Here is a 15564-nt window from a genome sequence, read left to right as displayed (position 1 = left end):
GTCCTTTGACCATATCGTTGATAGTTATGTTACCACTATGACTAAAAAACCCCACTGACAAGCTGGTTAGTGGGGTTTTTTGTGGAGCATCATAAAGCATATAATTAGTGCTAAAAATACATTTCCAAAAGAAGTTGATCTTAATTAAGTATCTCAACTAAGCCTTGTCACAGATACTATGTATCAAAATTTGCATAGAACATTTAATCATCCTATAACCAATAGTAATAAGTTCTCTTACAAAATATGGTGGGTGAATCGATAGAAAAGACTAGATTTTTTGTCCGTCATTAACTAATATAACTGTGGGCGACGCTCTGTATAGTTATCGTAAAAATTGTTTTTTAACAATGAATTGGTAAACTTCTATCATTTAAAAGATACGTTACTAAAATTTTTTGTCTCAAGCGTTGTCACTTGCTATCTATAATTAAGCTATCGCAAGTGGCGCAACCTCTCTTATTATCGCTCTCTTTAGAGTGAATGAAGCGCTTGATTACAGAGCGTCAGATATTCAAAATTAATCAAATGCACGGTTATTACATGCGTAGTCAATCAGTCTGGATTGCTAGGCATGGTGTGATAACAAGTGACACTCAAGATAGCGACATTGCGTTATTGATGATTAGGTAACGGGTATACAGGGCTGTATGTCATTGCCAAGGGCGACCGTTTACTATCTTTTAACATGTTAATGATCTATTGAAACATCATTCAATGACTGGGAGTGCCAGAGCTTTCACCTTAGTCTCAAAGTATGATGTCTATGAGCGTCACACCATTTATTAATTCGGATATACGAATATTAATTATTAGCCCGTTCTGCTTACGGTCTTCAGTTTATGATCTGCATTGGATGCATAAATTGCCCGTTCACCTAAAAGGACTAGCCATGTCAATGATTTCCTCGCAAACCCACCTGGCCACGCCAGATGATTTTTCTGATAACTGTGGTTTTGGTTTGATCGCTCATATTGAGGGACAAGCCAGCCATGATTTGGTAAAAACTGCTATTCATAGTCTAAGCTGTATGACCCATCGCGGCGGTGTTGCTGCTGATGGTAGAACGGGTGATGGTTGTGGTCTACTACTGGCGACGCCTATTGAGTTTTTTAGAGGCATTGCTGCTGAGCAAGGGTTCACGATTACTGAAAACTTTGCAGTTGGTATGATCTTTGTCAATTTAGATGAGACAAAAGCTCGTGATAGCCAGCAAGTGCTTAGCGATGAGATTGTCGCCCAAGGACTAGAGGTTGCTGGCTGGCGTGATGTGCCGCTTGATTTGAGCATCGTCGGTGACATTGGCCGTGAGACTTTACCTGATTTCAAACAAGTGTTTGTCAACGCACCCGATGATTTGGCAGCGGATGACTTTAACCGTAAACTGTTTGTCGCACGCAAAAAAGCAGAGCAGCGCTTGGCTGATGATGAGCTGTTTTATGTGTGCTCATTAAGCTGTCAGACGATCATTTATAAAGGTTTGGTGATGCCATCAGACTTGCCAGCATTTTTCTTGGATTTACAAGATGCGCGTTTGGCATCGCATATCGTGGTATTTCATCAACGTTTCTCCACCAATACCTTGCCGCGTTGGCCCTTGGCGCAGCCGTTTCGTTATCTTGCCCACAATGGCGAGTTGAACACCATCACAGGCAATCGCAACTGGTCTGAGGCACGGACGCCAAAACTAAAATCAGACAAACTGCCCAATTTGAATGAATTGACGCCACTGGTGAACAGTACGGGCTCTGACTCATCAAGCTTAGATAATATGCTTGAAGTCCTCATGTCAGGTGGTATGAATCTATTCCATGCGATGTCGATTCTCGTGCCACCTGCTTGGCAGAATGTCGATAGCATGGATATGGATTTGCGCGCCTTTTATGAGTTTTATTCGCAGCACATGGAAGCGTGGGATGGTCCAGCAGGTTTGGTGATTCAAGATGGACGCTATGCGGTCTGTATGCTTGATCGTAATGGTCTACGCCCATCGCGCTGGGTGACAACTAAGAACGGCTATATCACCGTTGCTTCTGAAGTTGGTGTGTGGGATTACTCGCCAAAAGATGTGTTGGCAAAAGGACGCGTTGGCCCTGGTCAAATGCTCGTTATTGATACTTTAACGGGTCAAATTTTAGATACTAAAGCGATTGCGACGTTACTGAAAAAAGCCCATCCGTACCGTAAATGGCTGCGTGAAGAAGCAACCCGTATCCGTGATGATGAGCGTTTAGAGGAAGAGTTAGCAGCGCAAACATGCCGTGGTAATGAGCTAAAAACACTGCAAAAAATGTATCACATCACCAATGAAGAGCGTACTGAAATTATCCGCCCCAACGCCGAAAATGGTCAAGAACCTGTCGGTTCAATGGGTGATGATACGCCTATGGCAGTGCTGTCGCAGCAAATCCGCCATGTCGGTGACTTTTTCCGCCAGCAGTTCGCACAGGTGACCAATCCACCGATTGATCCATTGCGTGAATCTATCGTGATGTCATTGCAGACCTGCCTCGGTGCTGAAACTAACGTGTTTGCGCCATCAGCGCGAGATGCACACCGTATTATCTTATCGTCGCCTGTACTGTCAGCCAGCAAGATGCAGCAGCTTGAGACCTTGGGTGATCCAGCCTTTAAAATGGCGCGTATTGATTTAAACTATGATCGCACCCTTGAGTTATCAGAAGCCATCATGGCTATCTGCGAGCAAGTGGCTAACAGCATCCGAGCGGGTCACACTTTGATTGTGTTGTCTGATAAACACATCGATGCCGATAAAGTACCAGCCAACGCCATCATGGTAACGGGTGCGGTGCATCATTATTTGATTGGTCAAGGTATTCGTACTGATGCTAATTTAATCATTGAGACTGGTTTGGCGCGCGACTCGCATCAAGTGGCAGTATTGATTGGTTTTGGTGCGACCTGCATTTATCCTTACTTGGCTTATGATGTTATTGATGACTTAGTAGCGACTGGCGAGCTGCTTGGCGATCCGATTCAAGCGCGGGTTAATTTCCGTAAAGGCTTGGATAAAGGCTTGCTAAAAATCTTATCAAAAATGGGCATCTCGACCATTGTCTCTTATCGCGGTGCGCAGTTATTTGAAGCAGTGGGTCTCTCTGAAGAGGTGGTGAGCCTGTGTTTCAAAGGCGTACAGAGTCGTATTAAAGGTGCGACCTTTGCTGACTTAGCTGCCGATCAAGCACAGCTAGCGGCGAATGCTTTCAAGCGCCGCGCGGCACTCGATCAAGGTGGCTTGCTGAAGTTTGTCTTCAATAAAGAATATCATGCCTTTAATCCAGATGTCATTAATAGCCTACATACCGCAGTTCGTACGGGCGATTATGACAATTATCGTCATTATGCCGATTTGGTTAATAGCCGTCCTGTGGCGACCTTGCGTGATTTATTGCTATTAAAAACAGATAACTCTATCGATGTGAATGACGTAGAGGATATCTCATCCATTCTGACGCGCTTTGACTCGGCGGGCATGTCGTTGGGGGCATTGTCACCCGAAGCCCATGAAGCGATTGCCATGGCGATGAATACCATCGGTGGACGTTCAAACTCTGGTGAGGGCGGTGAAGATCCAGTACGTTATGGCACGCTGCGCAACTCAAAGATCAAACAAATTGCCTCGGGTCGTTTTGGCGTCACCCCAGCGTATTTGCGTTCAGCAGAAGTGATGCAAATCAAAGTTGCACAGGGTGCCAAGCCGGGTGAGGGAGGTCAGCTGCCGGGTGGCAAAGTCAATGCTTTGATTGCGCGCTTACGTTATTCTGTACCGGGTGTGACGTTGATTTCACCGCCGCCGCATCACGATATTTATTCTATCGAAGATTTGGCGCAGCTGATTTTTGATTTAAAACAAGTCAATCCAGATGCCTTGGTATCGGTGAAACTAGTCTCACGTCCGGGCGTTGGTACTATCGCGACTGGCGTGGCAAAAGCCTATGCCGATTTAATCACTATCTCAGGCTATGATGGTGGCACAGCAGCCTCTCCGCTATCGTCTATCCATCATGCAGGCTCACCATGGGAGTTAGGACTGGCTGAGACCCACCAATCACTACGAGTAAATGGCTTGCGTCATAAAGTTCGTATTCAAACTGATGGTGGTCTAAAGACTGGTCTTGATGTGGTAAAAGCCGCTATTCTTGGGGCAGAAAGCTTTGGCTTTGGTACCACGCCAATGATTGCCGTTGGTTGTAAATACCTACGCATTTGCCATCTTAATAATTGCCCGACTGGAGTTGCGACGCAAAAAGCCAAGCTACGTGATGAGCATTTCATTGGTGAAGCAGAGATGCTCATTAACTTCTTTAAATTTGTAGCAACTGAAACGCGCGAATGGCTTGCCGCCCTTGGTGTGCGTAGTATGGAAGAGTTGGTCGGACGGACTGACTTGCTTGAAGTATTAGAAGGCAACACGGATAAGCAGCGTCATTTGGATTTAACGCCATTATTATTTAGCCATCCGGCCAGTAGTGGTAAAGCCCAAACCTGTCAGGTTGAGCGTAATGAGCCGTTTGATAAAGGCTTACTCGCTGAACAGATGATTAGTGATATGCTGCTCAATATTCGTCAAGGTAATGGCGGCGATTATAGCTATTATGTCGGTAACTGTGATCGCTCTATCGGCGCGCGTATCTCTGGTGAGATTGCGCAAGTATGGGGCAACCTTGGCATGAGTGATATGCCAATTAAGCTGCATCTGACTGGTACTGCTGGGCAGAGTTTAGGCGTCTGGAATGCAGGTGGTCTAAATATTGAGCTAGAAGGCGATGCCAATGACTATGTAGGCAAAGGCATGGCTGGCGGTGAGATTGTTATTTATCCACCAAAAGACTCAAGCTTTACGGCGCAAGAGACCGCCATCATTGGTAATACCTGCTTATATGGTGCAACGGGCGGCAAACTATATGCAGCTGGTACTGCTGGCGAACGCTTTGGAGTGCGTAACTCTGGCGCGCACGCAGTCATCGAAGGCACAGGCGATCATTGCTGTGAATATATGACAGGCGGTATTGTCACTATTCTTGGGCGTACGGGTCTCAACTTTGGGGCAGGTATGACAGGTGGCTTCGCTTATGTGCTTGATATGGAAGGTGATTTCTTTGACCGTTGTAACCATGAGCTGATTGATCTTAACCGTATCTCAAGTGAGCAAACCGAAGAGCATCGTATCCATTTGCAGCAAGTGATTGAAGCGCATGTTAATAAAACAGGCAGCGCGTGGGGTCAGACGATATTGGCTGACTTTGAGCACTATGTTCGTAAGTTTTATTTGGTGAAGCCTAAAGCGGCAAACATTGCGAGCCTTCTCAAAACCACCATGGCTGACCCACAATAGCTTTGCTTGGATTATCCAATGTTCCGCTTTTAAAAGCCTTTTAACTCAAAGGTTTTCAGCAGGTAAGTGACGGTCACGATATAAACCTCTTAATTTTGCGATAAATGAGACATCGTTGACTGTCACCGCCCACTTTAAAAAAGCTTGATATAAAAAGCCTCATATTAAAGAGACAATACCATGGCAAAACGCTTAGAAAATAGTTTTCAGTTTTTAGATGTACCACGGCTTGAGCCGACCAAAAAAGACATCGCCACGCGCTCAACGGAATTTGTTGAAATTTATAAACCTTTTGAGAGTGAAGCCGTTGCGCAGCAGTCGCACCGCTGTCTAGAGTGTGGTAACCCTTATTGTGAATGGAAGTGCCCTGTACATAACTACATTCCTAACTGGCTCAAATTGGCCACCGAAGGGCAGATATTTCAAGCGGCTGAATTGTGTCACCGCACCAATACGTTGCCTGAGGTCTGCGGCCGCGTCTGTCCACAAGATCGCTTATGTGAAGGCGCTTGTACCTTAAACGATGGTTTTGGCGCTGTGACCATTGGTAATGTCGAAAAGTACATCAACGATACCGCCTTTGCACTTGGCTGGCGTCCGGATATGTCTGATGTGGTTTGGACAGATAAAAAAGTCGCGATCATCGGTGCAGGGCCAGCAGGTTTGGGCTGTGCGGATATACTCGTTAGAAACGGCGTGAAACCAGTTGTGTTTGATAAGCGTCCTGAAATTGGTGGTTTACTGACTTTTGGTATTCCAGAATTCAAAATGGAAAAGGACGTCATGCGTAACCGCCGTGTCATCTTTGAAGGCATGGGCATGGAGTTTCGTCTTGAGACAGAAATCGGTACTGACATTAGTATTGATGAACTGTTAAGCGAGTACGATGCGGTATTTATGGGCATGGGTACTTACACTTATATGCGTGGCGGCTTTGCTGGTGAAGAGCTTGTCGGTGTTCATGATGCGCTAGATTACCTGATTGCCAACGTCAATCGCTGCAACGATTGGGAAAAAAATCCTGAAGAATATATCGACTTTAAGGGTAAAAGAGTGGTGGTGCTAGGTGGTGGCGATACTGCGATGGATTGTAACCGTACCAGTATTCGCCAAGGCGCTGAGCAAGTAGTCTGTGCCTATCGCCGTGACGAAGAGAACATGCCAGGTTCGCGCCGCGAAGTGGTCAATGCTCGAGAGGAAGGCGTTGAGTTTCTATTCAATCGTCAACCGACAGAAATCATTGGCTTAAATGGTAAAGTGAATGGCGTGAAAGTCGTCACGACTCATTTGGGTGCGCCAGACAACCGTGGTCGTCAGCGTCCTGAGCCAATTCCTAATTCAGAAGAAATTATCCCATGTGATGCTGTGATTATGGCTTTTGGTTTCCGTCCTAGCCCTGCTGACTGGTTTGAGTCTCAGCAAGTGGCAATGGACAGCTCTGGTCGCGTGCTGGCAGCGGAAAAGCAAACCTTTAAATTCCAAACCAAAAACCCCAAGATATTTGCTGGTGGTGATATGGTACGTGGTTCTGATTTGGTCGTGACTGCGATTTGGGAAGGTCGTGAGGCCGCTGAAGGTATTTTGGACTTCTTAGAGGTATAATGGTTTTGGTTTACATCCAATTATTGACCACTCTATTTCGATCTCAAACGTCTTTTGCCTTTTAACAGGTAAGAGACGTTTTTTTTGATATCAGCAGTACATGATGGTTCGATATTACTTTTCATTGACTATATATTCTTCAATTAATAAGAGTACCTGTGCGTGAAACCAAAAATTTGGCAACGATTTACTGCACCATTCATTGAACCTTATGCGCGCTATCAGTACGCTGATATCTTGCATGCCATACGTATCGGTGCAGCCATCGTACTTGCGATGTTAGCCAATCAAATAAGCCGTTTTCCACATGGGGAATGGACGACGATTACTGTCTTTATTATTTTAGGATTGCTACAGTATCAAGGCGCTATTTATACCAAAGCCAAAGAGCGAGTACTAGGGACGGTTTTGGGTATTGTAGTGGCATTTGCAATCTTATGGTTCAATAAAGGGACGGGTGCTTGGTTAGGGATAGAGTACCTGCTTATTGGTATCATTAGTGGGATTATTGGTTATTTTTCGGTCAGGCGGCTAGGGTATACTGGATTACTCACTGGCATTACTATGCTGATGATCGTCTCTAATTTGAATCAAGTTAATATGGCGCAAGATGGTGTCTATCGTGCACTCAATATCTTAATCGGTACAGGTATTGCGGTCATGGTGACAGTGGTCTTACCTCTAATGTCGACGTTGATGTGGCGATTTTTATTAGCAAATAATTTAGAAGCCTGTAGTACGCTTTATGCCGGTGTCGGACATCATATCGATGCTGAAATAGTGGCTCCCAAGTCGCTTGTCTATACTAGGGCGACAAGCTCAGCTAGCCTGTCTTATCCTCAAAGTAGCGCTATTGCAGATATGCCTGTTAATAAAGCGTTGATAAAATCGCTGCAGCAAATAAACAAGCGACTACTCGCAGTACGTCCACATATCGCTGCAACAGCAAGCGAGTCCGGCATTCATAAAGAGACGATAGAAACGATTCAGCGTATCCATCGCAATATCATCGGTACCATCGATTTATTGCTCAGTGCAGCACCGCGTTTGGCGAATATCGATATCGATGATGATAATCATACACTACTGATTCACTATCAACACGAGCTCACCCAAGCAATGCAGCATATCGCAGCAGTACTACGCAGTCCAAGCGATCAGACTTTTCGACCGATTACGCGTATTGCGCTATCAGAATATCCTAGCGTACAGTATGCAACGTTTGAGTGGCAGGGATATTTTTGGTTGACGCAAACGTTGCAAGCACAACTGCAACAGTTAAGTGATCTGCTACAAACGACCAAACCGCAGTGGTATGCCGCTTCTGGTCTGCGCTATCAAAGGCGTGAACAGCGTAGAATGAAAGAGCAGGGGGGCGAGTCCGATTTACACTTGTAAATATAGGAGATGCTGGCAAGTATTTGTGAGCACCCTTCAGCATTACCAATAGCCAAATGCGATGTTGTTAGGGTGTTTTTTTGTCGTTATGTGCTAGCATGTTCTGACCTTCAGCGTCTTTTATCTTTTAATAGGTAAAAGGCGTTATTTTTTGGTCATGACTTTATCAGCGCTTTATCAGTGGTTAAGCTAGTAGCTAGAATTTAACCGATTTTTTCTTCCTTCACTTATAAGAGATACCCTGCGTGAAACCGACTTTTTGGCAACGATTTACCGCCCCATTTGTAGAGCCTTATGCCCGTTATCAGCATGCAGATGTTTTGCATGCCATACGTTTGGGTGTGGCTGTACTTATTGCGCTCTTGTTAAATGAGTTTACGCACTTGCCGCATGGTGAGTGGACGACCATTACTGTGTTTGTGATTTTGGGTTTGTTGCAATATCAAGGGGCGATTTATACCAAGGCTAAAGAGCGGATATTGGGTACTTTGCTTGGGGTGGTGGTGGGACTTAGCTTCTTATGGCTGATTAAAGATATCGGTGGCTGGCTGTGGTTGTATTATGGGCTGATTGGCATTATCAGTGGCATCATCGGTTATGTGGCGGTCAAGCAATTGGGCTATATCGGTCTGCTGACAGGTATTACCATGCTGATGATTGTGTCGAGTCCTGACCACAGCAATATTGCCCAAGATGGCTTATATCGCGCGTTCAATATTTTGCTTGGTGCAGGAGTAGCGGTGGCCGCGACGTTAATTTTACCGCTTAAATCGACGTTGATGTGGCGGTTTTTGTTGGCCAGTAATCTTGAGACGTGCAGCAATTTGTATGCAGGGGTTGGCAATCATATTGATGCGGAAGTGTTAGTGCCCAAGCCGTTTAAGTATAGTCAGGCGACCAGTTCGGCCAGTATTATTTATCCATCGAACAGTTCTATACCAGATACACCCGTCAACAAGTCCTTGGTGAAAGCATTACAAAAAATTAATAAGCGTTTGCTTGCCGTGCGTCCGCATATCGCAGCGACAGCTAGCGAATCGGGTATTGAAAAGGAAACACTAGAGACTATTCAGCGTACCCATCGTAATATTATTGGTACGATTGATTTACTGTTAAGTGCCGCACCGCGTTTGGCTAATATTGAGATTGATGATGAAAACCATATTCTGCTTATTCATTATCAGCACGAATTGACGCAAGCGATGCAGCATATGGCGGCGGTATTACGTAGTCCAAATGATGAAGTATTTCGACCGATTACGCGTATCGCGGTATCAGAATATCCAAGTGTAGAAAACTTAGGCTTTGAGTGGCAAGGCTATTTTTGGCTGACCCAAACCTTACAAGTACAGTTGCAGCGGCTCAGTGATTTATTGCAAACGACTAAGCCGCAATGGTTTGCCGCCTCCGGTCTGCGCTATCAACGCCGCGAGCAGCGCCGTATCGAGCATAAAGGTAGTGAAACCGATTTGCACTTATAAATTAGTAAATCCTATATAAATCAGATACGGTGTCAGGCTCGCTTAGTCTACTATTTGTAGTAATTTTGCTCGCCTTCCTTGTATCCAAATTGTATTGAACCGACTATAAAAGTTAAATAACAGCCAAATAAAGAATAAATAAAAAACGCTGACGTTATTAAGTCAACGTTTTCTTGCGGTAACAGCTATCAACAAACAGTGATTAACGACCAGTTTTTAGCTTATCCCAATACTGCTGATAGACTTGCAATGCTTCATCGCCCACATCTTCTTGGAATTCCGCTTTTGCCAGTACGTCTTTGCTCGGATAGATGGTTGGATTGTTGCGCACTTCTTCTGGCATCATCTCACGCGCAGCCATATTAGGCGACGCATAACCAATCTCTTCGCTGACGATTTTAGAGTTCTCAGGACGCAGCAAGTAGTCAATAAACTTATGGGCTGCATCGACTTGTTTGGCGTTTTTCGGAATCACAAAATTATCCATCCACAAGATAGCGCCTTCAGTTGGATATTTATAAACCAAGCTGGTCAAGCCTTCGTTGTTGGCGATAATTGCCTCGCCATTCCAACTCATACCAACCGTGGTTTCGCCTTCCATATAAGGCATACGCGAGGCATCCGAGTTAAAGGTCTTCACATTTGGCATCAAGGTCGTGAGCTTCTCATAAGCGGCTTTGATTTCGTCAGGATTTTTACTATTACCTGAATGCCCAAGGGTCAATAGCGCCATGCCAAACACTTCGCGCATATCGTTCATCAGCATCACTTGCCCTTTATACTCAGGACGCCATAAATCGTTCCAGCTATTTACGGTTGCAGGATCGACCTTGTCACCATTAATGGCAAGACCGGTGCTGCCCCACATATAAGGAATCGAATATTTGTTCTCTGGATCGACCTTGGTATTGGTAAAAGACGTATCAAGATTCTTAAAATTGCTCAATTTGGATTTATCGAGCTCTTGCAGCAAGTCTTCTTTGGCCATTTTTTCGACATAATATGTTGATGGGATGGCTAAGTCATATTGGCTAGAGTCATCGAGCAATTTAAGCTTGGCGTACATAGCTTCGTTAGAATCAAAGGTGGTGTAATTGACCCGAATGCCTGTCTCTTCAGTAAAGCCATCGAGAATCTCTTGCGGCATATACTCTGACCAGTTATACAGATTGAGCGTTTCAGCACTCGCCGCTGTACCATCAGCCGCCGTATTGTCTGACTTACTACAGCTAGCAAGTGCTAGCCCAACAGCCATGGCTAATAGTGCTTTTGGTAGTATATGAGCGCGACGAGCAATGTTGTGGGGCGATGATAAATGAGTCAAAATATCTCTCCTAAATAAGAATGATGCAAATGAGTAAAAAGTTAAATGATAGATAATGGAAGCTAAATACTAAATACTAAATACTAAATACTAAATACTGAATACTGAATATAAGTTATCGAGCCAGTTGTGAAACTATTATGGCTATGATTGTTAAGAATTTAAAGGGCAAGGAAGAAGTTCGTTCTTCATAATATTGCTAAAAGTGGCACTGATAAATGGCTGAAGAATCTATAAAAGCACAAATATGAGATTTACTGCTGAATTTGAGTAAGATAATAAGCGTAAATAATCATGCTATGATGAGAGCTGCTTTACCCTTAAGGCATGAGTTTACAACGTGGTTTTTATAAGATGCAAAGATTACTGATAAAATAAAAACAATCGAATGTTAATTAAATGGTTCGAATTAAAAGAGGCAAAAGATGAATAATCGTAAACGTGCTGGACTGATTACTGCTGTGCTTGGCATCGTCGCCTTTATGGCTATGTTTAACGCTGGCTCGCCGACACCTATCGTTAATTGGCCGGTTGAAACGTACATGGGTTTGGCATTTACGATTGGCTGGTTGAGTAATGTGCCTGTTTGGTTGGCCTATGTGCTGGCAGCGGTGGTGCTTATTTTGATTGTTGTCGGATTTTATAAAATCGGTAGTTGGGTTTATAGTTTAATGACGAAGCGTGGTTAGATTTTGCTAGGACGTGTCCTTATTTTAAAAATGAGGACACGTCCTAGAGAAATAGCAATTTGCAAAGTCTGATTATTAAGACGCAATATGAAATTGCTCAAGCACCGACTGAATACCGCGCTCCTCAATCGTACCCGTGACGAAGTCTGCACGCGCAATCAATTCTTGCTTGGCATCACCCATCGCCACCGCATAGCCGACCAAGTCAAACATCTCTAAATCATTCATTCCATCACCGAACGCCATACACTCACTGGCATCTACCCCATAATATTGACAGACATCTTTAATGCCTCGCGCCTTGGATGCCTCTATCGGTAAGATATCTGCGCCGATCTGATGCCAATGGACGAGCTTTAACTCGTACTGGGCAAAATCGACGTCCTGCATTTTCTCTTGTTGATTGTTAAAAAATACTGAGCATTGATAGACGGTATTCCCTTTATGGTATTCAGGGTCAACGATAGAGTTTGGCGTGATGGCATTAAACTCGCGCAAGCGCTCATTTTCACCTGACCATGCGATATGGGTGGCAGAGTCAAACTTATGAATCAACTCGCTCTGTTGGCACAGACGCACGATGGTATCCGTTTGCTCAGCGGACAACGGATAGTGGCTAATCCGACCCTTTTTATCAAAACTATACTGTCCATTCATACAAATAATCGCATCTAAGACATCAGCTTCGAGCAAGGCTAAAATATCTGCTGGCAATATGGCTTTGGAGCGTCCCGTTGAAATCACCAGCTTAATATCAGTACCTGCAAGCTGCTCAAGGGTCGCTTTGTTGTGTTCGGCAATGATGCCATTGCGGCTCAAGGTATCATCGATGTCAAAAAAGATGATCTTGGGTGTCGGAGTCTTGATAGTCATACTTTCTTTGGCGATTTTGTCTTCGATAAACATGATGATCCTATTGTTTTTTAGTCGTTTCAATACCAATGATTTAGATACTACTACAACACACCCAAAGAGATAAATACCTATAGAGTAACCTGCGATGATGCAAATTTTGCTACGAATGCAGTATTCGCTTTGCTAGCGGTGCGATTGATTTGCGCTTATTCGAAGGGTTAACAAAAATCTTAAACGATATAATTAACTTAAGAGTGGCTATTTATTATAAGGTTAAGATTAACGATCAATATCAGTTAACAAAATGATGAACGGTTTCTATCAGTGTATCCGCTATCTAAAGGAGCTAGTATGAAAATTTTTATCTTAAAATCAGTCACCACTTTGACGGCATTGGCAACATTGGCACTATCTTCCAATGCCTTTGCAATAGATGTTAAGTTTAACGATGCTGCTTGGAATGGCAAAAAAATACCTGAAGGGCAGCAGTGTCTAAACTATGATGGCAAAAATCCAGCCACGCCGAGCATGACGGTCTCAAACATTCCGATGGGTGCGGAGAGCTTGGTTTTCGTTTACAGCGATGTGAGCAATAAACGTATGCAACATGGTGGACATGGCATTGTAGAGTTTGCCCTACCAGAAGGTGCTACGAGTGCTGAGATTCCACGTGTGTTTGGGCACACTTATGAAGTGCCAGTCGGGCTTGAGATGATCGCGGAATATCGTAGCCGTGCAGGGGAAGCGGGAGGGGCGTATAAACCACCTTGTTCAGGTGGCAAAAACCATCTGTATACGGTAGATGTGCAGGCATGGCAAGGCGATAGTGTGCTTGCTGAGACAACGGTTGAGATGGGTCGGTATTGATGCCTTGGTCGTTTTAATGAGCGTAAAAAATCCGTCTATACCGCGTGTATAGACGGATTTTTGGTAAGAGTAATTGATGTTTGCAACGTCTGAGCCATGAGTAAGCGTGGGTCAGTCGTATGTTAGGGTTGAGACCGTGCTATAGGAAAATAAAGATTAGGCTTGTTAATTATTAGAATAATGATATCGCAGTCATTGTGCCAAGTTTTATAGTACAATTGTACTCCGAGAAGTGTCAGCGTCCTAACTCATTAAAATTCCAATGCTTATTTATAGAAATACAATGATGCTAGATGACAAAAAACCACTAAGAAAAAATTTTTTATTGATTATACTTTATCTTAAATTAGATCAGGTTTTTATAAATAAGGTTTCTCATGACTATAGCGACAAGCCATACTCCAGAAAGCAAAAAAATAAATGGCGAGCATATTCTTATCAACATGATATATATCGCCAAAAATGTCGACCTAGATTCGGGAATCGAGCTAACTCGCGCACTTGAGTATTGGCGAAGGTATTTTGAAGAAAACAATATAGCTTCAGCTTTAGTCATTAGTGAAGGTTATTTCGTTCAAAGTTTTCAAGGGACAAGGCCCGCTATCAATATTGCCTTAGAAAAAATACTTGACGAGCATTCAACCATTTTTCCCAATATTGTTAATATAGAGGAAATAGAGTCGCGTCAATGGAATGGGTTTTTAGTGAAACATCTAACATCAAGCGCTGAAGATGAAGAGTATGCCCTCAAAAGCTTCTCAGCAGGTTCTGACTATAATCCCTATCTAATGACAAGTGCTCAGATTAAAAGCTTTTTGTCAGCGATTTTTAAAGATGCTGAATCCAATAAGCCTTAGATAAGTTCTCTATTCTGATTAACGTAAAGAAGCTGTCTATACCTTGTGTATAGGCGGCTTCTTTATAGGAAGCAGCTTTGTTTCATGCACTGATACTGACAAGACTTTTATCACGGTTGAAGTTAATGTACTTTGGGTCAATGACCAAAATCTTCTGTTCAATTTCATGTTCTGAAAGATGGATTAGTATTTTATGGTGAATAATCTGAGATTTTAGCTGCTCAGTAAGCTCAGATAGATTAACCCAGTTTTTATTCACACCTTGCTTCCTAACCATCTTATCAACGGTTGTGCGAACTATTTCAATGAAGATGGGAAAGTTGAATTTTCTGACAAACATATGACTATCTTCAACCTTGCATTCAAACTTTATCAGTTTTTTTAATAAACCTGATAAAGTTGTACGTCCGTAAGTTCGGGTATCAAAATCCGGTCTGACATTGTTAATGTATTTTCCTACTACTGCTAAACTTGCCCAACCTTCATCATCAGAATTATCTTTAATGGCTTTATAAATTAAATTGAGAGTAGGTATGTCAATCTCGGTATTTTCGTTATCAATGGAGTTTGCTTGTAAAGTTGCTGTCTTCCTATCGATTTTGATTGTATCCGAATGAACTTGATAGGATGAATTATCTGCGATTAAAGTTTTACTTTCAGGCTCAGGTAATAAGTTTTCGACGTAAATGAATTTATCACAGGCATTTACAAATGACTTAACCGTACTTTGTCTGCCAAATCCATACACCAATAAACCGCTTTCACGGATACGAGATGCGAGTGGGGTAAAGTCGCTATCACTTGATACGATACAAAAACCATCTAAATCTCCTGCATATAATATATCCATAGCATCAATCACCAACCTCATGTCTGTAGCATCTTTTTGAGTTACATAGGCAAACTGCTGTACAGGCGTAATAGCGTTAGGTAAAAGCTTATCCCTCCATGATAGTAGTGCCTCGATACTCCAGTCCCCATAAATACGCTTCACACTAGCAATACCATATTTAGCAATTTCTTCTAGGATAGGTTCAATATGACGATGTGATGAATTATCAGCGTCAATTAGCACGGCAAATTTTTTCATTCTTACTTTCTCATTTCAATATATATTCAATGGTCTTTATGCGTC

Annotated in this window: 10 protein-coding genes; 7 read left to right on the top strand and 3 right to left on the bottom strand. The window is 43.3% G+C overall.

All coding sequences use genetic code 11. The annotated features are described in order from the left end of the window. Window positions 1-892: 892 nt before the first annotated feature. From gltB to JMX82_RS08175, 4 genes are all read left to right on the top strand, one after another. Window positions 893-5356 carry a glutamate synthase large subunit gene (gene gltB / locus JMX82_RS08190; protein WP_201540160.1) on the top strand — a complete coding sequence of 1488 codons (4464 nt, stop codon included), beginning with the start codon at window positions 893-895 and terminating at the stop codon, window positions 5354-5356. A 180-nt stretch (window positions 5357-5536) separates the two neighbouring features. Beyond that, window positions 5537-6958, top strand: coding sequence for a glutamate synthase subunit beta (locus JMX82_RS08185; protein ID WP_060491863.1), 1422 nt, complete (start codon window positions 5537-5539; stop codon window positions 6956-6958). A 162-nt stretch (window positions 6959-7120) separates the two neighbouring features. After that, entirely contained in the window at window positions 7121-8356 is a 1236-nt protein-coding gene (locus tag JMX82_RS08180; protein WP_201540159.1) for an FUSC family protein, read from the top strand. 245 nt (window positions 8357-8601) lie between these two features. After that, window positions 8602-9837, top strand: coding sequence for an FUSC family protein (locus tag JMX82_RS08175; protein ID WP_201540158.1), 1236 nt, complete (start codon window positions 8602-8604; stop codon window positions 9835-9837). A 202-nt stretch (window positions 9838-10039) separates the two neighbouring features. Here the strand turns inward: JMX82_RS08175 and JMX82_RS08170 are convergent, their stop codons facing one another. Beyond that, a complete protein-coding gene (locus tag JMX82_RS08170; protein WP_201540157.1) occupies window positions 10040-11161 on the bottom strand; it encodes an ABC transporter substrate-binding protein in 1122 nt (373 codons plus the stop codon). A gap of 425 nt (window positions 11162-11586) precedes the next feature. Between JMX82_RS08170 and JMX82_RS08165 the strand changes: the two genes are divergently transcribed. Continuing rightward, a complete protein-coding gene (locus JMX82_RS08165; RefSeq protein ID WP_201540156.1) occupies window positions 11587-11850 on the top strand; it encodes a hypothetical protein in 264 nt (87 codons plus the stop codon). Window positions 11851-11925: 75 nt separating this feature from the next. On the opposite strand, the gene JMX82_RS08160 is transcribed toward JMX82_RS08165, so the two are convergent. Next, window positions 11926-12756 (bottom strand): Cof-type HAD-IIB family hydrolase, encoded by an 831-nt coding sequence (locus JMX82_RS08160; protein ID WP_227676485.1) that lies wholly within the window; start codon window positions 12754-12756, stop codon window positions 11926-11928. 300 nt (window positions 12757-13056) lie between these two features. On the opposite strand from JMX82_RS08160, the gene JMX82_RS08155 reads away from it, so the two are divergent. Together JMX82_RS08155 and JMX82_RS08150 are read left to right on the top strand one after the other, a co-directional pair. Then, window positions 13057-13572: a hypothetical protein gene (locus tag JMX82_RS08155; protein WP_201540155.1), complete on the top strand. Its 516-nt coding sequence runs from the start codon at window positions 13057-13059 to the stop codon at window positions 13570-13572. A gap of 377 nt (window positions 13573-13949) precedes the next feature. Next, the gene (locus JMX82_RS08150; RefSeq protein ID WP_045453424.1) at window positions 13950-14429 is read left to right on the top strand and encodes a BLUF domain-containing protein; all 480 of its coding nucleotides are present in this window, start codon (window positions 13950-13952) and stop codon (window positions 14427-14429) included. A gap of 82 nt (window positions 14430-14511) precedes the next feature. Here the strand turns inward: JMX82_RS08150 and JMX82_RS08145 are convergent, their stop codons facing one another. After that, window positions 14512-15519, bottom strand: a complete 1008-nt coding sequence (locus JMX82_RS08145) for an NYN domain-containing protein (RefSeq protein ID WP_201540154.1) — start codon at window positions 15517-15519, stop codon at window positions 14512-14514. Window positions 15520-15564 lie beyond the last annotated feature (45 nt).

It is taken from the genome of Psychrobacter sp. 1044 (assembly GCF_904846525.1).
Classification (GTDB): domain Bacteria; phylum Pseudomonadota; class Gammaproteobacteria; order Pseudomonadales; family Moraxellaceae; genus Psychrobacter.
This window is presented reverse-complemented; position numbering and strand designations above follow the sequence as displayed.

Excerpts from the sequence above, each read along its gene's own strand:
- gltB (WP_201540160.1), top strand. The coding sequence starts at position 893 with ATGTCAATGATTTCCTCGCAAACCCACCTGGCCACGCCAGATGATTTT.
- JMX82_RS08185 (WP_060491863.1), top strand. The coding sequence starts at position 5,537 with ATGGCAAAACGCTTAGAAAATAGTTTTCAGTTTTTAGATGTACCACGG.
- JMX82_RS08165 (WP_201540156.1), top strand. The coding sequence starts at position 11,587 with ATGAATAATCGTAAACGTGCTGGACTGATTACTGCTGTGCTTGGCATC.
- JMX82_RS08160 (WP_227676485.1), bottom strand. The coding sequence starts at position 12,756 with ATGTTTATCGAAGACAAAATCGCCAAAGAAAGTATGACTATCAAGACT.
- JMX82_RS08155 (WP_201540155.1), top strand. The coding sequence starts at position 13,057 with ATGAAAATTTTTATCTTAAAATCAGTCACCACTTTGACGGCATTGGCA.
- JMX82_RS08150 (WP_045453424.1), top strand. The coding sequence starts at position 13,950 with ATGACTATAGCGACAAGCCATACTCCAGAAAGCAAAAAAATAAATGGC.
- JMX82_RS08145 (WP_201540154.1), bottom strand. The coding sequence starts at position 15,519 with ATGAAAAAATTTGCCGTGCTAATTGACGCTGATAATTCATCACATCGT.